Genomic DNA, 24,732 nt, shown 5'->3' with positions numbered 1-24,732 from the left:
CTGCCCGGCACACGCGTTGCCAGCAGGGCCGCAGTCGAGGGAGCCATCGCCTGACGGAACCCTAGACGCGGCGGCCGCCGCAGAGCCAATCTCCCGATGGAGGTCAACTTCCCTCCGTTGCAATGCTGTTGCCTGGACCGAGGAGGGATCAGGTGGTGGCGCGGGGCATACGCAGTGCGGACGGGGTCGGGCGCCCGATCGGCAGGACGCCGACCACTATGAGCCGGGGTACCTCGGTGGCACTGCGCGCGTGGTGGATGATCCAGACGCTGTCCTCGACGCTCCGGTAGCCGCTGGCGTGGCCGCTGTCGTCCCCGACCAGGAGCACGCCGAATGGCGGGCCGGTGGCGGTGTAGTTGGCGGCCTGCGCGAGGTAGCTCTTCTCGATGCGTTCGCGCCTCCAGCTGGTGGTGCGGCGTTTGACCTCGGCGACGAAACGACTGCCGGGCTCGGGGGTGTAGGTGACATCGGTGCGTCCGCTGGCGACGTCGATGAGTTCGCGCTGCACGGTGCCGGGGGTGAGTGTGCCGGCGAGGTGCTGGTGGAGGTCGTCCTGGACGTGCTTCTCGTCCCAGTGGTCGGGGCTGCCGTCAGGCTTCTTGTCGGTACAGGGGCCGAGATAGGCGGTGCGGGCGCCGTAGTAGTCGGCCTGGGCGTCGAAGCGGTCGTAGAGGAACCGCAGGAACTGCTCGAGCAGGGTGGTGAAGTAGGAGCTTTCGCGCTGCTTCCAGGCGGGGCTGGTGGCCAGCTCTTCGAGCAGGGACTCCAGGTGGGCGTCGAAGCGGGCGTTGCCGGTCGGAGTGTAGCCCTTGGACTGCTGCTGCAAGAGCTGCTCGATCCGATCCAGGAGCAGCGGGTCGAGGTCGTCGCGCAGCGCTGAGGCGTCAGCCTGGAAGAGCCCGGCGAGGGTGGGGCGGCCCTCCAGGGCTTTTCCCGGCACCACCTGCCCGGTCGACGGCACTGCCTGCCGCTGGGCCTGGACGACCTCGTACAGCGCCCGTGCGTCGGGGGAGCCGGTGAACTGCGGGTCGGTAGTGAGGGCCTGTTCGAGGTGGTGCAGCAGGCCGTCGCTGCGGACGAACGCAGCTTCCACCGGTGGGCTCACCACTGCCGTCAGGCCGCCGGATCCGTCGGCTCGTACGGTGTGGATGCTGCGGCTGGCGACGTAGACGTCCAGCAGGTCGCCGAGGGTGCCGGCCGGGTCGTACCAGCTGGGTTGGTCCAGGTGGGTGCGGGCGGTCTGGAGCGAGGTGACGAGCCGGGACCAGGCGCTCTGCGCAAGTCCGCGGGCACTGAGCCAGTCCAGCTGGTGCATGCCGCGAGTCCAGGCGGCCAGCTGCGCGGTGGCGGCATCCAGTTGGTCTGCAGCCTCGGCCAGGCGCTGCTCGGCGGGTGCGGCCGTCGCAGGTTGCTGGTCGACTTCGCCGAAGGCGAGGACCGCGTCTACGGCGGCGGCGTGGGCGCGGGCGTCGAGTCGGGCCTCATGAGTGCGGTCGAGGTCCTTGAACCGCATCAGAGCCCGGCGCAGGTGGTCTTCGACGGCCGAGCGGTCGGACGCCTCCAGCGCGGTCCGCATGTCCGCGACGGCCAGCTCGAAGCTGGCGTCGGCCCGGGTGCCCGCTGGCAGATCGGCCTGGTTCTCCAGCGCGCTCAGGACATCGAGCAGGGCGTCGTCGCCGAAGTGGTCGTGGGCGACCCCGACCAGGATCGGCAGGCGCTCCAGGGCCTCGGACGGCTCGTCCCCAGTGATCTCGGCGAGCAACGCCATGAGGCGGTGCGGCGTGGTCATCTGCGCGACGGCCAGGCGCAATAGCCCGGCGACGGCCGGCTGAGCCAGGGCTGCGTCCGCATCGCCGGCCAGCGCGGCCTCCACGTGCGCGGCAAGGTCCCGGATGGTGCGGGTGCCGAGGCGGGTGGCCAACGCCGGGCGGGCACAGACCACGTCGATCGCGTCGGCCAAGATCCAGGCGGCCTGGGGGTTACGCAGCCCCTGGGCCGCGGCGTCGAGCAACTGCCGGGCATGCTCGCCGTCCACGGCGTCGAGGTCGCGGCCAAGTGCCGTGAGCAGATAGGGCAGGAGTGGACCGGCAGCGAGCTGGTCGGCCTCCGCGAGCACCGCCTCGGTCCCGCCGAGGTCCGCGAGCGAGGGCCCGGCCTCGAGCTCGTCGTCGGTCGCGTGGCTGGCCCAGTCCTGGAGCGTCTGGTCCACGCTTGGGGCCACGGTCCTCTCCTTGTCGCCGGCCGGTTCGGGAACGAGCAGCTTAGAACAGGTGTTCACCGTCGCTGGTGATGAGGTGGTCCTTCGGTAGGGCGTCGACGAGCTCGGGCTGCGCCGTGGTGAGAACGACCTGCAGCTCGGGAAGTTCTGCGGCGATGGCCTGCAGCTCGGCGATCAGGGTGCGGGCGGGAACCTCGGTGACCTCTTCGGCGGCGACCGAGTCGATCAACAGGAGGCCGGGGTGCGTGGCCACGCCGCGGTCAGCGCTCACACGAAGAAGCGCGATGACGGTAGCAATCCGCATACGGAGCCGGTCGCCGCGGCTGAGCCTCTTGAACGGGGTCTTCACCCCGGCCTTGACGGCGTTGACCTTGCCGGAGCGGTCGAGTTTGACGCTGTCGAGGTTCTGCACGCCGAACCGTGCGGCGAGCTCGACGATCGCTTCGTTCATCGCCGGGAACAGCTGCTTCGCCGCAGCCTCGACGGCCGCGCGGACAGCTTCCTCGGTGGCGGCCAGGACCTGCGCGGACACCGGGACCGGCGGAGCCGGGGGCGTCGATCCGGTCGCCTCGAGCCGTCCGCGGAGCTCGGCCGCCCGGATCTCCAGGTCACGCAGCCGGTCGTGGGCCTGCGAGGTGGCAAGCCCCTGCTCCAGGTCGGCCGCCGCCTCGCGATGGACGGCCAGAGCGCTCTGCACCGCCTCTACAGTCCTCAACCGCTGATCGGTTGCCTCCCGCTCGGCCTCCCGGCCTCCCTCCAGGGTCTGCTCCAGCTCCGCCAGCAGCGCTTCGGCGGTCTCCGGGTCGACCTCAGGCAGTGGCCGCGTGCACACCGCACAGTTCGCCTGCTCGCGCTCCTCGCTGCGCCGCACACTGCCCAGCGGCTCCTCACACCGCGGACAGCACACCGGGTCCAGCCGTCCCAGGACCCGCCGGGCCTGCCAGGTCTCCCGGGCATCCATCAGCCCCTGCTCCGCGCGCATCCGAGCGGCGGACACCTCCGTGAGCGTGTGCTCGGCCTCCTCCAACAGCGCCCGCATGCCGCGCAGCTCCGTCGCAGCCTGGTCGGCGGCCTGCAAGAGCGGGGAGATGTCTTGGGTAGCCGCCCGGCGCCCCGCCTCGATCTGCCTAGTCACGTCGGCGAGTTCCGTCTGCCACGCCTCACGCTCGGTCCGTCGGGCTTCCGCGTCCCCTTCCGCCCGGCGCTGCCCCTGGGTGATCGTCTTCTTCTCCCGCTTCCCGGCGACGGACAGCTGGGTGAGGGCCGTGCTGTACGGGATGTCGACGAACAGCTCCATGAGCCGCCCGGGCAGGCCACCGGCGACATCGCCGAGCAGGATCTCGTCCCCACCGGGATTGAGGTAGCAAGCCCCGAAGTACGACGCCCACCCGTGGACCTGCGGTGCCCCCTCGCCGTCGGCGCCGCCGGTCACCTGCCACAGGTTGGTGTGCTCCATACGCAGCGCGTCCAGGAAGAACTCACCGATACACCGGCTCACCTCCTCGTTGCCGGACGCGGTCGCCAGCAGACGAAGCGCTTCGTCGTCCGCGGCAAGCAACTGGTCGACGGACTCCCCGGCGAGGATCCGGCCCCGCAACTGGGGGTGCGGCTGGTCATCGACGTCCAAGACGATGCGGATCGCCCGGCCCGCCACGGCGATGTCCACGCTCAGATGCCGCAGCCACGATCGGACATCGGGCGGCAGATCGCGCGGCCCGCCGCGCAACGGGAAGACGAGGAACTCCAGCAGGCTGGTCTTCCCGGCGCTGTTGTCCGGGTGGACGATCGCCCACACCCCTGGAGTGAAGGGCTGCTCCACGGTGAAGTCGTCGCCCGAGTGCTTCGTGCCGCTGGCGCGCAGCCGGATGATGCGCAGCCGCCGGTCGGCGGCGGTCGGGCTCTTCAGGGTGATGTTCGCCTCGGCCAGGGTCCGCTCGACCTGTACCGGCGTCAGCCCCAGCTTCTCGGCGACCTCCCTCAGGATCTCGCCGGCGCTCGGTGCGGCGGTCATGTCCTTCGCGTCGGAGCGGGCCGGGCCGGGCGCGGTCATGAAGCCTCCTGGTCAGCGTCGCCCGTGGCTCCCGGGCCTAGTGCCGCTTGAAGTTCGCGTAGCCGCTCGCGGGCCTGCTCGGTGATGGGGCCGATGTGCTGGCCCCAGGGGGTGTCGGCGTAGTCCCGCAGCAGGTACTGCCGGTCCTTTAGCTGCGTGCCGCCGAGACCGTCGACCAGGTCCACGACCAGGCGCGTGCGCTCGACGTACCAGGCCAGCGCGGGCGCCTCGGTGACCGTCGACTGTGCCACCTGCCGGCCCCGCTCCAGTAGGAAGTAGATGTGCTCCACCACGCGCTCACGCCCGAGGACTTGCGTCTTGCGCAGCAGCCCCCGTTCCACCAGCGGGGCCAGAGCGTCATCAAGCTCCTCGAAGGCGCCGTACTTGTAACGCAGCATCGGGAAGCGCCGCAGATCCGGTTCCTCCGACTCCAGAATCTCCGCAGCAAGCTCCAGCAGCCGAGGAACGTCCGGAGCGGCCACGTACTCGTTCATCAGCTCGTAGGCCAGGTAGTCCGGATTGCGGACCCAGAAGTCGAGTTTCTGCAGCCGCACCTGAGTGTGGACCACCCCGACGGTCGACGGCGGCACCGATTCGCCTTCGGTCTCCGGCTCTGCGGCGGCGTTGATCAGCAACAGCAGCCGCACCGAATCCTGCCAGCGAGTGGCCCGACGTACTCCTGCGGATCCGACCATCACGCTCCTCTGGATCGGCACACCCCCTCGGCCCTGAACAACATCCTGACAGCGTGTTGAGGTGAGTGGGGAGAAGTCGGCGCGAATCGGCGCACCAAAAGTCGCGCCGGTCGCCAGAGCCTGACCAGCGGGCTAACTGGTCCAGGTCTTGATCTGGGCGGCGACTTCGCGTGCTGGGAGTCCGTCGCGGGCGGCGCGGGCCAGCGGGAGCACGGTGTCGAGGCCGGGGCTGACCGGCAGCCCGCACGCGGCCAGGTAAGCGGCGGTCACGGTGGCCGCGAACAGCAGGTTGCGGACCTCCAGACTCGGCTGCCGGGCCAGCTCGCACAGGAGCGAGGCGGCTTTGTGGTGCGGCTCGGGATAGACCTCCTGGCCCAGGATCTCCGCGCGGTGCCGGGCCTCAGCGGCGATCGGCACGCCGTAGTCGACGACCTGGGGATCCCCCGGGATCTGCTGCGCCACTGCCAGGATCCACGCGAGGTCGACTTTCAGGTTCACGCGGCGTCCCTCGGCGCGTCCTTCGGCAGCCCGTCCGGGAGCCCCGGGTACCGGTCCTCCCCGAACTCCGCCTCGAACCGCTCCGCGTAGGAGGCCAGGAAGCCCGCGGCGCCGGCCATGAACGCCGACCGGGACTCGTTCACGTCCTGCTCGATCAGATCGGCGACGTACCCCTGCAGGCTCAGCCCGCGCCGCTTGGCCCGCTCCTCGGCCGCCGCCCGCACGGCCTCGTCCAGCCGGATGTTGGTCTGCTTACCCATACCCCCAGCATAGCTAGCAGCTGATACCAATGCCTAGCATTGGCAGGGCGTGCCCGCTGCGGGAGAGCTGTCGGTTAGTCGCTCGGGCCCTGAACACCGCGCCGTGTCGGCCCCGCTACCCCCGCTCACCTTGGGCTTTGTTGGTCGTCAGGGCGCCCCTGGACGAGCGGGGCCAGGGCGCCCAGTGGATGTCCTTCCGGCTCGGCATGCGGGACACCGTCCGGGCCTAGAAACATGTAGAAGTACTGCGTCATCAGGGGCTTCGGCGTCGAGGTCCCGCCCGTCGCGGAACCGCTCAGGGCCCCGGCAGAGTAGAAGTGCGGCAGCCAGTCGGATCCCACGACCGCCTCCACCCAGGCCGTCGCCTCTTCCAGATCGACGGGCTGGCGAGTACGGAATTGTTTGTGCTGCGCGGCGACCGAGAGTGTCAGCACAGCTCCTTCCCGGCCAGGCTTCTCCAGGAGTACGGCCTGGTCGGTGATGTCCCCGACGACGGTGAGGACAGCACGTCGGTCGGTCACCGAGCGCACCGGTCCGAGACGGTGCGGCATCACCCTTCCTTCCGCCTGCAACTGCTTCAGCACGGTTTCGGGCAGTACGGAGGCCAGGCCGCTATCGGCCGGCTCCGTAGAGAACAGGCTCCGGCGAAAGAGCCGGAGCTCTTCCTCGTGCTTACGGAGCACAGTACGAATATCCACACGCATAGTACGTACAGTACAAGTGCCCCAATCTGTATCGAATCATCCAACGGGGGCCCGGGGCGCCGTCTCTCCCGCCGCGCGCCCTGGGCCCCCGCTCGCCACCGTCCCTGGCCGCCCGGGCTGCTGCCGTCTGCCCGCCGGTTCCAGTCCCTGCCGGTTCCGGATGTCGGGGAAGTGAGCTCCTCGCCGTCCGGGGCACCCGGCCGCTCCTGCCGGTGTGGCGATGCCGCCCCTGTCCCGCCTCGGCGGCCCGCCGGTTGCCGCCCGCGCCCCTCCGCCGGGCCGTCGGGCGCCGCCGGCCCCGCCCCGGGCCGCGTCGGGTGTCGGTGATCCACGAGGATGCCCCGCTGTCCGGCCCGGTGCACCGCCGGCCGGACCGTGTGGTGGTGCCGCGCGGCCCGGGTTGCCAGCACCGCGAGGTGAAAGGGCTACACCCGCGGCCCCGAGGGCGCGCCGCTGTACGACCGCTCGCAGCGGGTGCGGGCCGCTGGCGCTCGGCGCCGGTCCAAGGGCGACGTTGATGATGAATGACCACGACCGCCGAGGGGCTGCGCCCGAGGTCTGCGGGCTGGTGTGTCGCACTCGGGTCGCTGGGCCGCCAGGCGCACGAAAATCGGTGCGCGCGTACCCCGGCTGCTCCGATACTGCTGGTGACGAAAGCGAGGCCCCGTGTCCCAGATCGAGCCGAGCGTGCTGACCGCGCTCATGATGGCCGCGAAGGACGCCGCCTCCAACACGGCCGCCGCCCTGACCCTCGCGGCCACGGACGTCGGCTCGGGCACAGCCGTCGCACAGCGGGACGCGCTGGTCGCCGCCTTGAACCGTCGGCCGTCCGCAGTGACGAAGGCCCGGCAGAAGGCGCGGGCGACGCCGCCGGCTCCGTCCGCGCCAGCCCAGTTGGAGATCTGGAGCTTGTACGCAGACCACGTGGACGATCCTTTTCTCCGCGGCCACCTTCATCATCTACTGCTCGACGCCGGACACGGCCGTAGGCCCGACCACGTCCGCGACGCGGCCACCGGATACCTCGACGCGGCGCAACTGCTGCTGGCCGCCCAGGGCGGCACCGGGCTGCCGCGGGCCGCCCGGTGCCTGAAGAAGGCCGGGGAGCTGTCCCTCAAGTTCAAGCAGCACGACCTTCGTGAACGCGCGACCAGGGACGCCCTCGCGCTCGCCGAACGTCTCCTGGCCGGCGCCGAGGACGAGGGGCGGACCCTGCTGGTTGTCCTGGAAGCGCTGCAGACTCTGGAGTGCGATGTCGCGGACCTCGCCGAACGGGCGGCCAGCCTCTTCGCCCGCGACGTCGATGTCCGGCTCGGCTTCCTCGATGCACTGCGGAAGGACGCACCCCCCAGCCGCCACGCGGAGATCGACGCCACCGTGGTCTGTACCCTCCTCGACGCTGCCGATACTGCAGATGCTGGGCACCGCCGCCTGTACTTTCTGACGGAGGCAGCGACGGAGGCGCAGAAGCGGGGACTGCCCGACCTGCGGGCCCGCGCCGAGATGGCCCTGCAGCAGACCACGCCGGAGTGGACTTCCATCCGGACCGAGGGCACCATCCCGCGCGCGTTGATTGCCGGGCAGCAGGCCCGGGTCGATGCCGCCCCGGATCTGCGGACCGCGCTGTGGCTCACCGTGCCGGACATCCACCCGGCGATGCGCGCGCAGGCCGAGGCCGAGGCCAACGGTGCGCTCGAGGGCCTGCTACGGATCCCGCGCTCGCGCATCAACCCAGCCGGACCGGTCTTCGTCCGCCCGCCCGTCGACGCCGACGACGACCTTGCCGTGGCGATGCAGGTCCGCGGCCTGGGGCTGTTCGGGATCCTGACCGCAGTCCAGCTCGACCGCATCCACGAGCGCTTTCGACCCGACGAGTTCGAGATGACCGCCGCTCTGGCACACGAGACGGTGCTGCCCGAGTCTCGCGCGCGGACCCTTGCCCAGGCCTTCTGCTACTACTGGCTGGAGGAATTCGACGCTGCGGCGTGCGTGGCGCTGCCCCAGGTCGAGCAGATCCTCCGCCAGCTTCTGCGCCCCCAGGTCCCTGTCGTCTCCGTAGCCCGGGGACAGAGCTCCGGCGGGGTCGACCTGATGGGTGGACTCCTCCAGAGCATGCCGGAGGCCGGGTACCCGGCGGACTGGAGCAAGGCGTTGGAACTCCTCCTGGTCGATTCCGACCGCGGAATGAACCTGCGCAACGACATCCTCCACGGCCTGACCGGTACTCCGCCCAGGCACCACGTCGCGCTCATCCTCCAGGCGGGGCTGTACCTGCTCAGCCATGCACACGGGCAGCGCACGCCACCCAGGACGACAAATTGATCGCCGAACCCCAGGCGGCTGCGCGCCTCCTGCTTGGCTCTCCAGCAACCGTCCGCGCCGACTGGGCCTCCAGCCTCTGCGCGTCGCTTCCACCGCGCCGGGACACGCCACCCCATCCAAGCGGCTCTGTCACCCCTGGCTACGCTGGTGCCTCAGCTGCACTAGGGCCAGCTCGTTCTCCCGAAGGGAACACCATGGAGAAGCCCCTCGTCATCGTCCAAGACGAGTGCTGGGAGCTCCTGACGTCAGGGAACGCCAAGAACACTCTGGAGGCCGAGCCCGGCCACCGCGGCATGAGCAAGGAGGAGATCTTGGATGGTCTCGTCCGCCAGAACCGGCAGGGCAAGCCGCCGCTCCCCTTCACCAGCTAGAGCGCCCCACATCTGACGGACCCCCGGACCCGCCCACGTCGGTCCGGACCGGTAGGTACACACGGGCGGCAGTGCTTCAGACTGGCCGGCGACCCCACCTCGTGCGTCGCCGCGACGACGTCGTTCTCTCGGAGGCGGCCTCGCACCCCGGGTCCGCACCACCGGGGTACGCCCGCCAGTTTTCGCCATATCCATGACCACAACGCTTGCACCCCTCCACCCGACGCGTGTGCAGGTCATGACACCCCTCCTCGCCCTTGGACATCTGAACCCGTTGAGCTGCCGCGACCACCCACGCCGAGAAGTGGTCGATCACACGAGGTCACGGTGGCACGCGGAGCCGTTGCCCATGAATCACTCGGCAGTTACATGCTGTCCGGAACGCGTTAGACAGACGGTTCACCTACGGATGACCAGTCAAATCCTGTCGTAGGCCGCTGATACATCAGTGGACAAGACGGTTGGCTCTCCCAGCGTCTCCAGAGCAGTGGGAGCCCGAGCGCAAGCTGATGTGTGCCCGAGGCCGTCAGATTGGCTGGGGGAAGTCGTGAGCTTCCCCGAGCGACCGGGCCGGCGACGCCAGCCCGTGTACCGCTCCACCAACAAGAGGGAGTGATCCGATGGACCGTGATGAGCTGCTGATCGGCGTGGAGAGCCTGATCACCGTTCAGGACCGATTCACCGCCGACGCGGCCGAGTCGGACCCGACCGGTACGTCGTCCGGTGACGACGGTGACAACCGGGATGGTCTGAACCTGCCGCAGGAGTAGTTCGTCCAGCACGAGAACGGCGGGGCCCGCCGCAACTAGCGGGCCCCGACCCTCCTCAGCTCGTACAACGACCATGGAGGTACCTGATGGACCACCCGTTCGTTCGCGCGGTCGAAAAGGCCTTGGGCTGGGATGGCCCTGGCGCGCTCGGCACCACCTTCGCACGCGGTGCCCTGGACGAGCCGGAGTTCCTGGGCAAGCTGCTGTCACCAAACAAGCTCCTTGACCTGGTGATGCGTCGCAGCCTCACCACGCCGCAGTTCCGCATCTTCCACGAGGGCGCGGAGCTTCACTCCGGCCGCTACATCAACCCGGCTGTCACCCGCCGCGGGCAGGCCATTCCGATGGCCGACATGCGCCGCGTCGGCAGTCTGCTCAACTCCGGCTGCACGCTGGTGCTCGATGAGATCGACTTCTTCGACCCGGTGATGGAGGTCGTCTGCCGGGCGCTCCAATGGTGGTCCCACGAGTTGGTGCAGGTGAACGCCTATCTGACGACCCAGGAGGCCAGCGGCTTCAAGCTGCACTGGGACGACCACGACGTGCTGATCGTCCAGCTCGCCGGGGAGAAGAGTTGGGAGGTCCGCGGGGCGTCCCGGTCGGTGCCGATGTACCGGGATTCCGCGCCGAACATCGAGCCGAGCGAGGAGATCGTCTGGCAGGGCACGATGAAGGCTGGCGACGTGATGCACATCCCGCGCGGCTTCTGGCACCAGGCCACCCGCAGAGACCAGGGCGACGGCTACAGCCTCCATGCCACCTTCGGCATCGTGAAGCGGGCAGGTGTGAACTGGGCAGCATGGCTGGCCGACCAATGCCGCACTGACGAAGCGTTCCGGCGTGATCTTGACCGATGGAACCCCGACCAGTGGGACCGTCAGCAGGAAGCCCTCGTCCAGACGGTGGGGCGGATCGCTGCCGAGCTGCCGCCGGCCGAGTTCCTGGCGGCCCGCGAGCGCGAGCGCTCCTCCGCACGGCACGTCCCCTTCATCGGCTCCTTCGGAAAGCCGGACGCGGTGGTGTGCGTCTCCGAGTTCGAGCCGACTCTTCGAGACTGCAGCGGCGTGGTCGAGGTCATCGCCTCGGGGAAGAAGCTCACCTTCGCGGCCAAGGCGGCCCCGGCTCTGCGGCTGCTGCTGAGCGGGCACCCGGTGAACATCGCCGCCGCAGCAGCTGACACAGGCGTGGACGTCGAGCACCTGGCCGAAATCCTGATCGAGGAGGAACTGTGCACCGCCCTGACGCCCGAGTTGTCCTTGGGCTATACCGAGCTGAGCACCGCCGCAGGCTCCTCGAAGGCGCGCTGAACCTCGGCGTCACCTCGTTGGACACCGCCTTCAACTACCTCAGCTTCGCCTCCCACCGGACCCTCTTCGAGGTCGCTGGCGATCTGCTGCCACAGTTCACGATCAGCACCAAGATCGGTTTCTTCCCCCACCACGACCGACCACAGCACTCGCTCGATCCCCAACAGCTGTGGGCCGCCGCCGAGAAGACAGCTGAGGACCTCGGTCGCATCCCGGATGTGCTGCTCCTCCACAACCCGGAGCACAGCCTGGCACACCAGCCGCCGGCCGAGGCGAAGGGGAATCTCCTGAGCGCCTTCGAGACGATGGCCGAGATCACCAAGCGCGGGCTGTGCACCTTCTGGGGCATCTCCAGCTGGCGCCCGCGCCCCTTGCTGACGCTCACCGATGCGGGCTCTCTACCGCCCACCGACGTGCTGATGACCAGAGCCGGTCTCCTGGTCGACGCTGACACCCTCGCAGCCGGGGAGTTGCTCGCCGTCGGGTTGGGCGTTGAACCCGACGGGCGATGGGGCATGAGCCCGTTCGGCGGAGACAGCCGACAGCAGGTATGGACCACCTTCAACACGGCCGTCTTTCTCGAACCAGGGCAGAAGGCCACCAACATCCAGAGCGCCTTCCGCGTGGCATTCGAGATCCCGCCCGTTCACCGGGTCGCGGTCGGCACAGGAAGCATCGAGCACCTCCGCAGCCTGGTCGACGCGCTCTCCCTCCGCGTCGACCGAACCACCGTCGACCGCTACCGCTCGCTCCTCAACGAACGAAGTTCCACCCCGTCATGAGGTGAGGTCGTTCACCAGCCGCTCCGCCACCGTGCGGGCCGGCTCCAGGCGGGAATCACCGAGAACTGCGTACGGCCCGATGATCTTCGCCGCGACGAATAGCGTCATCAGCTTGCCGTCCCGGCTTTCGAAATCCGTCCGCCGCTCCTCACGGACGCGATCGGCAAGAGCCGGGACAGCGAGCGACGCACCCCACAGGGTCGCCGCGTCCAGACCCCGCGGGGCCATCCCCCAGTCCTCCCAGTCGAAGACACAGAACTCTGGCGCGGTTACGTTCGCCCAGTTCAGATCAGCGTGCGCCGGAACCCACTCGCTCACCGTGGTGTCGACGTCGGGGAACACCTGCTGGATCGTCGCGGTGACCAGCGCCTGGGTGATCGTCTCGGTGTCCGGGGTGGCGATCCGGTTGGTGTGCTGCGCGGCGAGGGCGTCGAGAGAGCCGTTCAACTCTGACCACCAGCCGGAGGACAGATCAGGCCCCTTGGCCACTACGGCGGACCCAGCTGGGGAGGAGGGCAGCAGCGCCGTTTCGTCGGCCCGCCACATCACCGGATTCTCCTCGTCCCGCCACGCCGCGCTGGCCAACCATGCGGGCTTCGAGATCCCCTGCAGCGCCTCGGCCGCAGCGGTACCGTCGCCACCCTGTACGCCGATCCGGTCCAGTCCCCGCCGCTCGACACGCACCCACGTCCCGCGATCCGTGCGCGCGCCCACCGATCGGCGCTTACGCACCAAGGTCTCCTGGTCGAGGCGCACCTGCAACGACCGCTCCACGCGATCAAGTACCTCATCGACCGGTTCACGTCGCAGATCGACCTGGGAGGCAACTGGCGAGGACAACGTCATGGATACGACCGTAGCAACGCACGGGCTAGCAGGCCCCAATATTCGCCTGCCGCCCCGGCCTCCAGGTCTGCCGCCCTCCGTCGGCCTGGTCCGCCCATATCCGTCGCCCCTGCCGTGCGCCGTCCTGGCCGGGCCGTTGCCGCCCCGCCCTGAGGGAGCCGCTCAGAGCCCTGGCAAGCCGGTCGATCGAGTGGTGCTGTTTGGTGGGTCGGTGCATCGGCTGCCCCTTGCTGCCGTGACCGGTCGATCAGTCGGACAGGCGTCCCAGTAGGGCGCCCTGGCCGGACTGGAGGATGTGCGCGGCCTCAAGCGGGATCCAGAAACACTCGAAGCGGGTGGGCTCCTGCTCGCCGTCGTGGTTCTCGTGGCTCGTCCACCGCTCCGGGGTGGGCTCGATGAGTTCCAGGTGGAAAACGTGCCGGTGCTGGATCTCGAATCGGTAGGGGCTGATGTCGTACTCGGTCTCGCCGAGCTTTCGCACGATCTTGAAGTCGGTCAGGCTGGTCTCCTCGCGGGCCTCCCGCAGTGCGGCGGCCTCCGGGGTCTCCCCGGGGCGGATGCTGCCAGCCGGGACCTGGATGCCGACCTCCTCGTAGCTGTAGTCGGTGTGCCGGAACACCAGCAGCCGCCCGTCGCGCACGACGTAGACGAGCACCTTCTCCTTGGTGACCTTCTTGGGCATCGGAACAACCTCCACGCGGTCGGGAATGATCGTCTGGAGCTTGCGGGAGCGCGGCTCCAGCCCCTCAGTCCGGCCCATGAGGCGGGCCGGGAAACTCATGAGTCTAGGTTCCCTGAGTGACCGTCAATTTGCCTTCTCCCGGTCAGCATCAGAGCTCCCGTGCTGCGCGTCCCGCCCCTGCGCCGCCCGGTCCGCCTGGTCCGCCCGCTTCGGGCGGCGCCCGCCCGTGACCGTCTGGCCGTCCGTCTACTCACCCTCGACCAGGCTGATCCGACGTTGCCAAGGGCATGGCAAGCACGCTCCCGTGAAGAAGCCGGCGCGGCCCGACGGCGGTGCTGGCCGTGCCCGACTGGGTCCTAGACCCCGACGGCTTGACTCCCCCACCCAGCGGCTCGCACTGCGACGCTACGGCAGCTGAGATTTAAGTAGTCGATGCGTGTTGATCTGCGGAATGCGCCGCCTGTGCCGCCATTCCGCTGCCGTGCTGGGCTGTGCCCGAGCTGTAACCGGGCCGCCGGAGGCATCTGGCTCCGATGCGCCCGCCAGTGCGACGGCCTTCACGGGCGACGGAACAGCCCACCTCTGATGCCGGCGAAGAAGTCGGTGATCTCGGATTGAGCGAAGATCAGAAATCGTCGCTCCTCGCCTGCAGGGCTGCAAAAGGCAGTGACTGCGCGGGGGAGGAAGGCCACACCGATGCTTTCCGGACCTCCGAACCGCCAGGTGGAGAGGTTGATATGAGCGGCTAGCCACTCGGTGGAGAGCGTGTTCTTGCCGATCGCAGTGACCGGGTCTCTGCCGAGGCCAAGGGGGCCGTTGAAGAGGTTCGCGGTGACCGCATCCACGAACTGCCCGAACCCTGCGTCGGACACGATCAAGGGGGGACGCTCCGGGTTGACGGAGTCGCGTACAGCGGTGATATCGCGGGGCAGGAGGGCAACCTCGGCGCAGTTCGATCCGCCGGTGCTGGCGGACTGCCATTCAGCATGAGCGAGCTGTCGGGCCAGCCACACAGGATCGGCGTTGATGCGCCGTACGTTGGGGACGGGGCCCCCGACGTGCAAGGTCATGCGTATTCCTCAGCGAGTTGATCTAGGAAGGTCAGTGAGTCCTCGGCGGAGAGGGCATCGTCCGCCATTTGCTCGCTGACGCGCTTGTACTCGTCGACGACGTCGGCCTCGTGGATCTGGAGAGCCGCTCGCCTGCCTTCGATGGTGACGCTGGTGCGCCCTGTCGGGAACGTCATCAGCATGAACGGGCCGTCTATCCCCGCGTGCGCGCCGACTGAGAACGGGATCACCAAGATCGTGATGCCTGGAACGCTTCTCGCCAGTTCTGCGAGGTGTGCGGCCTGTCGGTGTACGCCGGCCCGCCCGCCGATCTCCTGCCGGAGTTGGCCTTCGGTGAGGACAGAGGTGATCGCTGGCGGCGGCTGCCGGGAGAGGACACGTTCACGGAGTTCGGCGCGCACGCTGACGAACTTCTCGACGTCGTCTGGGGTGCTCCACGCCAGGTCCGCCTCAATGATCGCCCGTTCCGTGAGCGGGTGCTGGAGCAGCCCGTGGGGTGCGGTCGGTGACCACAAGAAGGCCGATCTGGCGAGTTCGATGTCGGTGGCGTAGCTGCCGAAGGGGTCGTCGGCGTCACCGGGGAAGCGCTCGTGCCAGTCGTCGCTGTTCGCGCTCACCACGAGCTCCCGCCAGAACTCCTGTGCGCCCTGCTCGGCGACTCCGAGGACGCTGAGGAAGTGGGGGAGTTGTTGGAGGGTGATCTTCTGGTGCCCGGACTCGATCTTGTGAGCGGTGCTCGCAGATCCGTACCCGAGCTGCTTGGCCGACGTCTCCAGGGACCAGCCGAGTTCCACGCGGCGGTGGCGCACCTCGGCGCCCAGTCTCCGGCGTCGGGGGTTGGGTTCTCCTGGCATCGTCACCTCCAAAGTCAGATTGATCGTAGTGGCTCGGTCGAGCCGAGCACATACAACTTGGCGTACAGGAAAAGTTTTCCAATCGCGAACCCTTGCCAGTGCTCTGACTGCCGGTCATCATCTTGTGTGCAGTCAGTGTTCATGGGGGCACGGACTGCAATGGCCGGTAGTGCGCCTCCTTCTTCGGCATGCCCTCTTCCTGGTCGCGGTGGTCTGTCAACTCGCCTGCATCACAGGCTGGTTGTCGACGAACGTTCAGCGGCAGGCGTCCTCTTCATCTTCACGCCGAGGCGTACTACCAGCTCGTGAGTCTCGCGACCTTGTCCCACTTCACTGCCCGCGCGGTAGTGCGTGCCTGCCGCGGGTGCCAGGGACTTGATCGCGGAACCGGCTGGGCGCCGTCGCGGCGCGAACATCGACAGCAGGGAGAGCACCATGCACTTCCCGTACGAGGCCGAGGAACTCTCGCCGACCCTGGCGACCCGCTGGGAGCGGTACGTCAGCCGGCGTGACCGGCCCCGCGACCTAGAAGAGGGCCTGTGGCGGCGCACCCAGGACCCCCGCAACGCGGCCGAGTCAGGCTGGACCGGCCCGGACGACGGCCGCCGGCGCATCCTGCACTACCGCTACCGCTACGCCACCAAGCAGGTCGGCGGCGGGACGGTGCTGACCGTCCCCGAGCTGTACATATTCCACAGCGCCTCGTACCCGGAGGCCGAGCTGGCACACCACTTCGACCGGGTCCGCAAGGCGCTCGCGGACGGCGGCTGGCAGCCGGGGGACCGGGGCCGGTGGCGGCGCGGGGACCTGGAGTGCACGGTGCTGCCGCACCGCGTGCACCCGCAGGACGAGCTCGCCGGGCGCACGCTCCCGGCCGGGTACGAGAGCCTGGACGTGACGATCACCTCTGCGGGGCACATGCCCGTGCTCCACGACCAGAACATGCCGTGGAAGGTGATGGCGGCCGGCATGCGGATCAAGGAGGAGCGCGGCAACCCGACGCTGATCCCGGACCTGTCCCGGATCGCGGACTTCCTGCCGTTCCAGGTCGAGGTCGGGTGCGGCATGTCGGTCGAGGCGGGGGTGCCGCCGCTGCACCGGCTGCACGAGGTCTACCGGGTGACGGACATGAGCGACCACCGGTTCGTGCTGTCGCCCGGCGAGGACACCTTCCTGCCGGAGATCCTCGGTGCGCCGGAGTCGAAGATGCCGGAGCTGACCGAGATGACCCGGGCCTGCCTCCAGGCGGAGCCGACCATCGGACACCGGACCCTGCGCGGCCTGGCGGACGCCGGGCACATGGTGGGGCCGGTGATCACCAACAACTTCGACGGCCTGATGGCGCGGGCGGGTCTGGACGAGCACTACGTCCGCCGCTACCACGAGCAGATCCCGGACGTCCCCTTCCTCCCCGGGGCGCGGTCGCTGCTGGTGATCGGCAGCCACGCCGACCGCCGACGGGTGCAGGCCCGGGCCCGCGAGCGCGGCTTGACGGTGTTCTTCCTGGACCGTGAGGGCTTCGAGGAGGGGTCGGTGTTCCGCCCATACCTGGTCGAGGGCGCGCGGGACGAGGACTTCATGTGCCGCCGCGAGGCGACCCCCGCGCTGCTCGAACTCGCCGCCCACCTGGACGTCAAGGTGCCGGCCGCGGCCTGACCGCACTCCCCGCGCGGTGCCGGGTGGCCGACCAGGCCGGTCGGCCACCCGGCACCGCCCCCGACCCGGAAGAGAGAAGGACGATGAGCAACGTCCCCGAGCTGATCTGGCACAACGGGAAGGTGCGGTCGTGGGAGGAAGCCACGATCCACGTCACCGCCGAGACCGCGATGCGGGCGGTGAACGTCTTCGAGGGCCTGCGCGGCTACCGGCAGCCGGACGGCCGCCTGGCCGTCGTGCGGCTGGGCGAGCACCTGGAGCGCCTGGAGACCTCCGCCGCCCTGATGCACATCCCTCACCCCGGCCTCGCCGCCGAACTGCGCGACGGCATCGCGCAGTTGCTGGCCGCGCTTGCCCCGCAGAGCGACGTGTACGTGCGGCCGTCGGTGTACGTGGACACCGGCCGCTACACCGCGGACCGCACCGAGATGACGACCGGCACGATCGTCACCTGCTTCCCCGCTCCGGCCCGGCCGGTAGAGCCGATGCGGTGCATCGTCAGCAGCCGGCAGCGGATCGCGGACGACGCGCTGCCGACCGCCGCGAAGACCGGCGCCGCGTACTCCGGGTTCCGCCTGGCCCGCCTGGAGGCGCTGGAGAAGGGCGCGGACGAGGCGATCCTGCTCAACCAGCACGGCAACGTCGCCGAGACCGGGGGCGCCGCCGTGTTCACGGTGCGGCACGGCCGGATCACCACGCCGCCGCTCACGGACGGCATCCTGGCCAGCATCACCCGCGCCACCGTGCTGGCGCTGGCGGAGCGGCTCGGCATCCCGGCCGCCGAGCAGTCCCTGACCCCCGGTGACCTGCACGGCGCGGACGAGGTCTTCGTCACCGGCACGCTGGACGAAGTCCGGATCGTCGGGCAGGTGGACGGCCACCGCCCCCGCCACGGTGACCACCCGATCGGCAGCGCGCTCCGGGAGGAGTACCTGGCGATGTGCTCCGGCACCCGGCCCCCGCTCGACGCCTCCTTCCTGGCGGTGATCGCGTGAAGCTCCGGAAGGCGGTGCTGTTCGACATCGGGATGACCTTCATCCACCCCAGCGGACAGGTGATGAGTGAGGAACTCGCCGCCGTCGGCGCACCCGGCATCGGAGCGAAGACCGCCGAGGCCGCGCTAGCCACCGCCGCCGAGGCCCACCACCTCGACTTCCCGCAGGGCCTGACCCGGCCCGAGAAGGTCGGCGCGATGTGGGGACAGCTGCTGGGCGTCGGGTCGGAGACCGGCCGCCGGGCCTGGCGCCGCTGCACGGACCGCACCGACCTGTACCGCGACCTCGACCCGGACGCGGTTGCGGTACTCCGCGAGATCTGCGGGCGGGGCCTGGCGGTGGCGGCAGTCTCCAACTCGGACGGCACCCTCACGGAGGAACTCGCCCGCTTCGGCCTGCTCGACTTCTTCAACGTGGTCGTGGACTCCACCCTCACCGGAGTCGAGAAGCCGGACCCGGGGATCTTCGCCTCCGCCCTCGGCCAGCTCGGCTGCGCGCCCGCGGACGCGCTGTTCGTGGGGGACGGCCTGATCAACGACATCTTCGGCGCGTTCCGCGCCGGCATCACCTCCACCGTCCTCTACGACCGCCACCAGGTGTACCGCGAACTGCCCGTCCCGGTGATCACCGCCCTGCCCCAGCTCCTGGACCACCTGCCCGCCACCTGACCAACTCCCCGACCGGAGAAGGAGGTACCGCATGCACGTCGGCCTGGTCAGCACCACCTACCGCCCGCGCCACGGCGGCATGGAGACCCACGTCACCACCCTCGCCGAACACCTCGCCGCAGCCGGTCACGAGGTCACCGTCCTCACCAACCGCGACTCCCCGGACCAGCCCGCCGCCAGGTGGGAGAACGGGGTGCGGGTCCTGCGCGGCGGCGCACTGCTCCAGCCGCCGGACCCCAACGCGGTGCCGTGGGAGCGCGGCCTGTTCGCCGCCCTGGACGACTTCGCCCCCCTCGCCGACGCGCAGGTGGACGTCATCCACACCCACACCCAGGCCGCGCTGCTGCTGACGCACATGTCCGGCCTCGCCGAGACGGTGCCCGTCGTCGCCTCGTTCCACGAGACCCGACCCGAGACGGAGCCCGGCGGCTGGCCCCGCTCCCGCTTCGTCGCCAGGACCTGCACGCCCACGCTGGTCCTCGCCGGCAGCCGGGCCTTCGCCCGGCAGGCCGCCGGCTTCGGCTACCCGGCCGAGCGCATCCGCACCGTCCACCTCGGCGTGCGCCACCGGCCGCGCGTCCACGACCGCCGGGTGGCCCGGCACTTCCTCGCGCAGGCCACAGGCGTGCCCACCGACGGCCTGCTGATCGCCCTCACCGGCCGCTACACCCCCCGCAAGACCCAGCACCGGCTGCTGGACGCCTTCGAGCTGATGGCCACCCGCGCAGACTGCCGGGTGGTCCTGCTCGGCTCCACCAACGGCTCCGACTCCGCCTACCTCCGATACGTCGCCGAACGCGCCGCCCGGCACGGCGACCGGATCACGCTCCTGACCGACCAGAGTGACGAGGTACGCGACCTGCTCGCCGAGGCCGCCGACCTGGTCACCCAGCCCAGCACCGCCGAAGGGCTCGGGCTGGCCGTCATCGAGTTCATGCAGCACGGCGCCCCGGCCGTCGTCAGCGACATCGACGGCCTCAACGAGGTGGTCACCCCCGACACCGGCCGCCTGGTCGACACCGCCGACCCCGCCGCCTACGCCGCCGCGCTGGACGAACTCGCCGCCCTCCCCACCCTGCGGGCCCACACCGGCCGGGCCGCCGCCGACCGCGCCACCCGCAACTTCGGCATGACCCGCTGCGTCGCCAACACCGGCAGCGCCTACAGCGAGGCGATCAGCGCCGCCCGCCCCGTCCTCGGAGCGGCCCGTGTCTGAGCAGCTTCCCACCCTCGGAGTCTGGGGCCCCGCCCCGCGCGACAAGAGCGGCGTCGCCGGGTACATCACCCAGTCCCTGCCCCACCTCGCCGCGCACTTCACCACCCGCCGGATCGCCGGCCCCGGCATCGACCCGACCGCCTTCGACCACGTCCTCTACCACCTGGGCAACAACACCCTCCACCACGGCGCCTTCCGCGCGCTGGCAGCCCGGCCCGGCACGGTCCTGCTCCACGAGTACAACAACCTCGACTACTACTACGAGGCGTGGGACCAGCTGCCCGCCGCCGAGCAGCAGGCCGTCCTGACCCGGATCTCCACCGCGGTCGGCACCCACCTGGACACCCGGGCGGCCATGGAGCGGCACTTCGCCGACCACCCGCACGTCGACCGCTACAGCCTCAACGCCCACATCGAGGACCTGGCGATCGAAGCAGCCACCCGCGTCCTGGTCCACTCCCCGCTGCTGGCCGAGCACCTCGCCGACCGCCACCCCACCGCCGACATCCGCCACCTGCCCTTCCCCGTCCACCCGCTCAACCCCGTGACCGGCACCCGGGCCCGCCACGGCCTACCCGAGCAGGCGTTCGTCTTCGCCACCTTCGGATTCCTCGGCGCCTACAAGCGCATCCCCGTCATCCTCGACGCCTGGCGGAACTGGACCGACCGCCCCGCGAACGCCCTGCTCCTGCTCGCCGGGGAGGCCCGCGACGGCCTCACAGTCCCGGACGACCCCACCGTCCGCCACACCGGATACCTCACCGACGCCGAGTTCAACGCCCTGCTGCTCGCCGCGGACTGCGGCATCCAGCTGCGCGGCCCCTGGCTGGGCGAGACCTCCGGACCGGCCAGCGCCCTGATCGCCCACCGACGCCCGACCATCCTCAGCGACATCCCCGGCATGCACCCGCGCTGCCCCGAGGAGATCCACCTGACCGTCAGCCAGGGTGAACGCGAGAGCGCTGACCTGATCGACGCGATGCGCACCCAATACCACCGGACCCCCACCCCGGCCGCCTACGACCCCGCGTTCTCCTGGCCCGCGTGGGGCGAGCACATCGCCGCCGCGCTGACGGGAGGCCCACGGTGACGCTCCTGGGCGGGGCCGCGTACTGGTCGCGCAGTCTGGTCGGCGCCGTGGACCAGGCCGCCGCCCGCCTGCTGAGCACCTGGCCGGGCTCCAGCATGGCCGGCCCGGAAGACGTGCGCCGCAAGGCTGACGGCACGCTCGTCTCCGCCGCCGACACCGACGCCGAACAGATCCTCGTCAAGGCGATCACCCACCTCGACCCCACGGCAGTGATCGTCACCGAGGAGGACCCCGCCACCCACCAGGCCAACACAAACCACCGCGTGCTGACCTGGTACATCGACCCCCTCGACGGCACCCGCCAGTACCTCGACGGCTCCACCGACTTCGCCGTCCTCGTCAGCGCCTGGCGCGCTCAGGTGCCGGAGTTCTCCATCGCCTCCTTCCCCGCCGCGGGCATCCTTGCCGTCGCCGACCGCGACCAGGCGACGTTCCGGCCCCTCCCGCAACCGCCCGATGAGCGCCCCGTCCACGCCTGCTACTTCGAGCCGGCCGCACTGCGCGAGCGCCTGCCCGCCGGGAACCCGCTGCTGGTGGACGCCTTCGAGTCCACCCGGGCGCTCACCGAAGTGGCCCGGGGCACCGCCGCCGGGGCCGTCGCGGAGATGTGCGGCCACCGGGCCTGGGACATCGCCGCCCTGTGCCACCTCCTCATCGCCACCGGCCGCCACATCACCGACGAACACGGCCGCCCGGTCCGCTTCGACGGTCCCGACGTCACCGCGCGCTACCTCGTCGCCTCCGACACCCGAGAGCTGCACTCCCTCCTCCTGAACACTCTGGAGTCCACCCCGTGAACGACACCGCCCTTGTGACCGCCCCCGACGACTGGGCCGACGCCTTCTTCGACCCCGGCTTCGAGGAGACCTTCCGCGCCCTCGGCAAGTACGACAGCACCCAGGCCGACCTCGACGCCCTGTGCGCGAAGGAGTTCATGGCCCCCGGTACCCGGGTCCTCGACGTCCCCTGCGGCTTCGGCCGGCACACCGGCCCCCTCACCGCCCGCGGACTCCACGTCACCGGCATCGACGCCTCGCCCCACCAGATCGGCCGCGCCCGCGCCCTCCACCCCGGCGCCGACTTCCACCAGGCCGACATGCGCAACCCCCCGCCCGGGGAGTTCGACGTCGTTCTCAACCTGTGGACCAGCTTCGGCTACCTCGACACCCCGGCCGACGACCTCGCCGCCCTCACCGCCTGGGCCACCGCCCTCAAGCCCGGCGGCCACCTCGTCATGGAGCTGACCACCCGCGAGCGGGCCGAGCACGAGAACCGGCACGGCACGGAACCCATCAGCACCAAAACCGTTACGTACAACGGGGTCACCGAGAGCGCCTGGTACGACTGGGAGGCCAAGCACGCCCACGTCACCTACACCCGGCCCGGCTGGTCCGCGACCTGCCGCACCCGCATGTACTCCCGTCCCGAACTCGAAGACGCCCTGCACCAGGCCGGATTCGCCGTCGTCTCCTTCGCCGGGGACTTCACCGGCGGCCCCGTCCGGCCCGAGAACCGCACCGTCGTCACCGCCATCACCCGGAGCACGCCGTGATCACCCGCCGAGACGCCAGCAGCATCACCGCCGATGCCGAGAACCAGCTCCTCGAAGCCCGCGGACTCACCCCCGCCGACCTGATCGCCGCCGGCACCGAGGCCCGCGTCTACGCCCTCGGCCACGACCAGGTCCTCAAGGTCTACGCCGACCCCGACCAGCGCAGTGCGCTGGAGACCATCGCCGACCTCTACCGGCGCTTTGACCGCAATAGCGTCCCGTTCGCCCTGCCCGAGATCCAGAGCATCGAGCAGCACGGCCCCCTGCTCGCCGTCACCGAGACCCGCCTGTCCGGCACCCCGATGGGCGACGCCCTCGACCTCACCGACGCGGCCACCGAACACACCTACCTCGGCGCCGTCCGCGACTTCACCGGCCTGCGCCTGACCACCCCGCTCGCCCGGCGGATGCTCCTCGACCCCGACCCGGCCCACCAGGGCGAGGACTGGCACGCCTTCCTGCGCCGCCTCCTCGGGCAGAAGCTCCCCAAGGTCCTCGCTGACCTGCGCCGCGACGTCCCGGCCGTCGACCACATCACCGACCGGCTCACCGCACGGCTCGCCCGCCCCTACACCGGGCCCGAGGGCGTCATTCACGGCGACCTCTACCCGGACAACATCCTCGTCGCCGACGGCAAGGTCAGCGCCGTCATCGACTTCGGCACCTTCACGTTGCTCGGAGACCCGCTCTACGACCTCGCGGGGGCCTGCTCCTACTACCGGATGTACGACGAAGACCGTGTCGACGTCCGCAACCGCCTGCTGGCCGCCGCCGCCGAGGACCTCCCCGCCGACCGGCGCGACGACCTCGCCGACTACCTGCACATGATCGCCCTGCTGAGCTGCGACCTCTATCCCGAGCAGGACAAGGACATCCGCGACACCGGCCACTACCAGTGGGCCGCCGACGTCCTCAACACCGCCACCGACTGGAGGAACTGATGGAGAGCTTCCTGCCCGAGCCCGATCCGCAGGCCGGCAGCTGGCTCCCGCCGGAGGAGTTCATCGCCACCCTTCCCCGTGCGACCGCGTACGCCTCTCTCTACATCACCGACGAGCACGGCCAGCCGGTACTGCTCAACTCCTCGGTCTACAAGCCCGACAAGGGCCAGATCTGGCAGTTCCCCGGCGGCCAGATGGACCCCGGCGAGCCCCCGAGCGGGGCGGCGATCCGCGAGACCCGGCAGGAGACCGGCCTCACTCTGAAGTGCGGCCGACTGCTGGCCGTCCACTTCCTTCCGCCCGAACCGACGTGGCCCGCGAACAAGTTCGGTCTGATCTTCGACGGTGGCGCACTCAGCCCCGAGCAACTCGCGTCGATCCACCTGGATCCCGCCGAACACAGCGACTGGGCCGCCCGCCCCGTCGAGGACTGGACCGACGTCCTCAACCCCCGGAGCATGGATCGCCTTCGCCAGGTAGCCGCAGCAGCGGCCTCCGGCCTCACGGCGTACATCGAGCACGGCGGTAGCGACTTCGTTGACTACATCTGACCAAGCTCGTCCTCCCGAAGGGATCCCTAGCGAGAAGCCCCTCGTCATTTCCGAGACGACTGCTGGGAGCTGCTGGGGTCCGGGGATGTCATGACCACTCCCGGAGCCGAGGCCCGCTCATGCCTGCATCGGCAAGGAGGAGATCCTGAGCTGCCTCGTCCGCCAGACCCGGCAGGGAAGGCCGCCGCTCCCCTCCACCCGCTAGAACGCCCCGCACCTGATGGGCCAGAACACCGTGCCGGGGCGGGCGCCGGGTGGCGGGTGCCCCCCGCCCCCAGCGGGCCGGCGCGCGGCGTCCGTTTCTGCCCGTGTGGCGACGCTGCCAGAATGACGCAACACCACACCACGACGTCGGAGTATCAGGTGCCGCTCGAGACCTTCGTAGAGGACTTCCTCCGCGCTCGCATTGCCGATCCGGGGCATCCCTTCGAGGGCGCTGCCGTGGTCGAACTGATCGTCAACGAGTACTGCGAAGCGGTCAACAACCGACGATGGCCCACGGCTACCGCGCTCGGCGACCTGATGCTCAAACTCGCCGAGCAGTGCAAGGACCACCCTGACTACCGCCATGACTGGCGGCCGTAGGCCTGTCTCTTATACACATCTCCGAGCCCACGAGACAGGCAGAAATCTC

Annotated in this window: 25 protein-coding genes; 15 read left to right on the top strand and 10 right to left on the bottom strand. The window is 70.0% G+C overall.

The genetic code is table 11. The features are described 5' to 3' along the window. Positions 1 to 148 precede the first annotated feature (148 nt). The 6 genes from IF30_RS0100125 to IF30_RS0100100 all read right to left on the bottom strand — a co-directional run bounded on the left by IF30_RS0100125 (position 149) and on the right by IF30_RS0100100 (position 6,425). Complete coding sequence (locus tag IF30_RS0100125; protein WP_158834572.1) at positions 149 to 2,221, bottom strand: hypothetical protein; 2,073 nt, start codon at positions 2,219 to 2,221, stop codon at positions 149 to 151. Positions 2,222 to 2,261: 40 nt separating this feature from the next. Then, complete coding sequence (locus tag IF30_RS0100120; RefSeq protein ID WP_030230112.1) at positions 2,262 to 4,268, bottom strand: hypothetical protein; 2,007 nt, start codon at positions 4,266 to 4,268, stop codon at positions 2,262 to 2,264. Further along, on the bottom strand, positions 4,265 to 4,915 hold the full coding sequence (locus IF30_RS0100115; protein ID WP_199807791.1) for a hypothetical protein: 651 nt from the start codon (positions 4,913 to 4,915) through the stop codon (positions 4,265 to 4,267). The genes IF30_RS0100120 and IF30_RS0100115 overlap by 4 nt, the downstream gene beginning before the upstream one ends. Positions 4,916 to 5,095: 180 nt before the next feature. Beyond that, positions 5,096 to 5,461, bottom strand: coding sequence for a hypothetical protein (locus IF30_RS0100110; protein WP_030230108.1), 366 nt, complete (start codon positions 5,459 to 5,461; stop codon positions 5,096 to 5,098). Then, a complete protein-coding gene (locus IF30_RS0100105; protein WP_030230106.1) occupies positions 5,458 to 5,721 on the bottom strand; it encodes a hypothetical protein in 264 nt (87 codons plus the stop codon). Before IF30_RS0100105 ends, IF30_RS0100110 begins: the two co-directional genes overlap by 4 nt. A gap of 125 nt (positions 5,722 to 5,846) precedes the next feature. Beyond that, positions 5,847 to 6,425, bottom strand: a complete 579-nt coding sequence (locus IF30_RS0100100) for a hypothetical protein (protein ID WP_051708934.1) — start codon at positions 6,423 to 6,425, stop codon at positions 5,847 to 5,849. A 687-nt stretch (positions 6,426 to 7,112) separates the two neighbouring features. Between IF30_RS0100100 and IF30_RS0100095 the strand changes: the two genes are divergently transcribed. From IF30_RS0100095 to IF30_RS0100075, 5 genes are all read left to right on the top strand, one after another. After that, the gene (locus IF30_RS0100095; protein ID WP_158834569.1) at positions 7,113 to 8,747 is read left to right on the top strand and encodes a hypothetical protein; all 1,635 of its coding nucleotides are present in this window, start codon (positions 7,113 to 7,115) and stop codon (positions 8,745 to 8,747) included. A gap of 194 nt (positions 8,748 to 8,941) precedes the next feature. Next, positions 8,942 to 9,118: a hypothetical protein gene (locus tag IF30_RS47405; RefSeq protein WP_158834566.1), complete on the top strand. Its 177-nt coding sequence runs from the start codon at positions 8,942 to 8,944 to the stop codon at positions 9,116 to 9,118. A gap of 620 nt (positions 9,119 to 9,738) precedes the next feature. Next, entirely contained in the window at positions 9,739 to 9,888 is a 150-nt protein-coding gene (locus IF30_RS47400) for a hypothetical protein (RefSeq protein ID WP_158834563.1), read from the top strand. Positions 9,889 to 9,974: 86 nt separating this feature from the next. Continuing rightward, complete coding sequence (locus IF30_RS0100080; RefSeq protein WP_030230100.1) at positions 9,975 to 11,195, top strand: JmjC domain-containing protein; 1,221 nt, start codon at positions 9,975 to 9,977, stop codon at positions 11,193 to 11,195. 17 nt (positions 11,196 to 11,212) lie between these two features. Then, positions 11,213 to 11,977 (top strand): aldo/keto reductase, encoded by a 765-nt coding sequence (locus IF30_RS0100075; protein WP_234322523.1) that lies wholly within the window; start codon positions 11,213 to 11,215, stop codon positions 11,975 to 11,977. On the opposite strand, the gene IF30_RS0100070 is transcribed toward IF30_RS0100075, so the two are convergent. The 4 genes from IF30_RS0100070 to IF30_RS0100055 form a co-directional block, all read right to left on the bottom strand. Then, positions 11,972 to 12,823 (bottom strand): hypothetical protein, encoded by an 852-nt coding sequence (locus tag IF30_RS0100070; protein ID WP_030230096.1) that lies wholly within the window; start codon positions 12,821 to 12,823, stop codon positions 11,972 to 11,974. The two genes, IF30_RS0100075 and IF30_RS0100070, sit on opposite strands and share 6 nt — an antisense overlap. A gap of 247 nt (positions 12,824 to 13,070) precedes the next feature. Continuing rightward, a complete protein-coding gene (locus IF30_RS0100065) occupies positions 13,071 to 13,505 on the bottom strand; it encodes an NUDIX hydrolase (protein ID WP_030230094.1) in 435 nt (144 codons plus the stop codon). Between the two features lie 557 nt (positions 13,506 to 14,062). After that, a complete protein-coding gene (locus IF30_RS0100060; protein WP_030230092.1) occupies positions 14,063 to 14,575 on the bottom strand; it encodes a DUF397 domain-containing protein in 513 nt (170 codons plus the stop codon). Beyond that, positions 14,572 to 15,429 carry a helix-turn-helix domain-containing protein gene (locus IF30_RS0100055; protein WP_078891033.1) on the bottom strand — a complete coding sequence of 286 codons (858 nt, stop codon included), beginning with the start codon at positions 15,427 to 15,429 and terminating at the stop codon, positions 14,572 to 14,574. Before IF30_RS0100055 ends, IF30_RS0100060 begins: the two co-directional genes overlap by 4 nt. 435 nt (positions 15,430 to 15,864) lie before the next feature. Here IF30_RS0100055 and IF30_RS0100050 point away from each other — a divergent pair, with 435 nt between their 5' ends. The 10 genes from IF30_RS0100050 to IF30_RS0100005 all read left to right on the top strand — a co-directional run bounded on the left by IF30_RS0100050 (position 15,865) and on the right by IF30_RS0100005 (position 24,683). Continuing rightward, positions 15,865 to 17,085 carry a hypothetical protein gene (locus IF30_RS0100050; RefSeq protein ID WP_030230088.1) on the top strand — a complete coding sequence of 407 codons (1,221 nt, stop codon included), beginning with the start codon at positions 15,865 to 15,867 and terminating at the stop codon, positions 17,083 to 17,085. Between the two features lie 83 nt (positions 17,086 to 17,168). Beyond that, positions 17,169 to 18,080 carry an aminotransferase class IV gene (locus tag IF30_RS43050; RefSeq protein WP_051708933.1) on the top strand — a complete coding sequence of 304 codons (912 nt, stop codon included), beginning with the start codon at positions 17,169 to 17,171 and terminating at the stop codon, positions 18,078 to 18,080. After that, entirely contained in the window at positions 18,077 to 18,748 is a 672-nt protein-coding gene (locus IF30_RS43045) for an HAD family hydrolase (RefSeq protein ID WP_051708932.1), read from the top strand. The genes IF30_RS43050 and IF30_RS43045 overlap by 4 nt, the downstream gene beginning before the upstream one ends. Before the next feature lie 31 nt (positions 18,749 to 18,779). Then, a complete protein-coding gene (locus IF30_RS40770; protein ID WP_037898557.1) occupies positions 18,780 to 19,964 on the top strand; it encodes a glycosyltransferase family 4 protein in 1,185 nt (394 codons plus the stop codon). Continuing rightward, positions 19,957 to 21,054: a hypothetical protein gene (locus IF30_RS0100030; RefSeq protein ID WP_030230082.1), complete on the top strand. Its 1,098-nt coding sequence runs from the start codon at positions 19,957 to 19,959 to the stop codon at positions 21,052 to 21,054. Before IF30_RS40770 ends, IF30_RS0100030 begins: the two co-directional genes overlap by 8 nt. Further along, positions 21,051 to 21,851: an inositol monophosphatase family protein gene (locus IF30_RS0100025; RefSeq protein ID WP_030230080.1), complete on the top strand. Its 801-nt coding sequence runs from the start codon at positions 21,051 to 21,053 to the stop codon at positions 21,849 to 21,851. Before IF30_RS0100030 ends, IF30_RS0100025 begins: the two co-directional genes overlap by 4 nt. Then, on the top strand, positions 21,848 to 22,606 hold the full coding sequence (locus tag IF30_RS43040) for a class I SAM-dependent methyltransferase (RefSeq protein ID WP_051708931.1): 759 nt from the start codon (positions 21,848 to 21,850) through the stop codon (positions 22,604 to 22,606). Before IF30_RS0100025 ends, IF30_RS43040 begins: the two co-directional genes overlap by 4 nt. Continuing rightward, positions 22,603 to 23,547, top strand: coding sequence for a phosphotransferase family protein (locus IF30_RS0100015; RefSeq protein WP_030230075.1), 945 nt, complete (start codon positions 22,603 to 22,605; stop codon positions 23,545 to 23,547). Before IF30_RS43040 ends, IF30_RS0100015 begins: the two co-directional genes overlap by 4 nt. Continuing rightward, entirely contained in the window at positions 23,547 to 24,098 is a 552-nt protein-coding gene (locus tag IF30_RS0100010; protein ID WP_030230073.1) for an NUDIX domain-containing protein, read from the top strand. The genes IF30_RS0100015 and IF30_RS0100010 overlap by 1 nt, the downstream gene beginning before the upstream one ends. A gap of 327 nt (positions 24,099 to 24,425) precedes the next feature. Continuing rightward, positions 24,426 to 24,683, top strand: a complete 258-nt coding sequence (locus IF30_RS0100005; protein WP_030230071.1) for a hypothetical protein — start codon at positions 24,426 to 24,428, stop codon at positions 24,681 to 24,683. The last annotated feature ends 49 nt before the right edge of the window (positions 24,684 to 24,732 follow it).

This window comes from Streptomyces sp. NRRL S-350 (genome assembly GCF_000719705.1).
Taxonomy (GTDB): domain Bacteria; phylum Actinomycetota; class Actinomycetes; order Streptomycetales; family Streptomycetaceae; genus Kitasatospora.
This window is presented reverse-complemented; position numbering and strand designations above follow the sequence as displayed.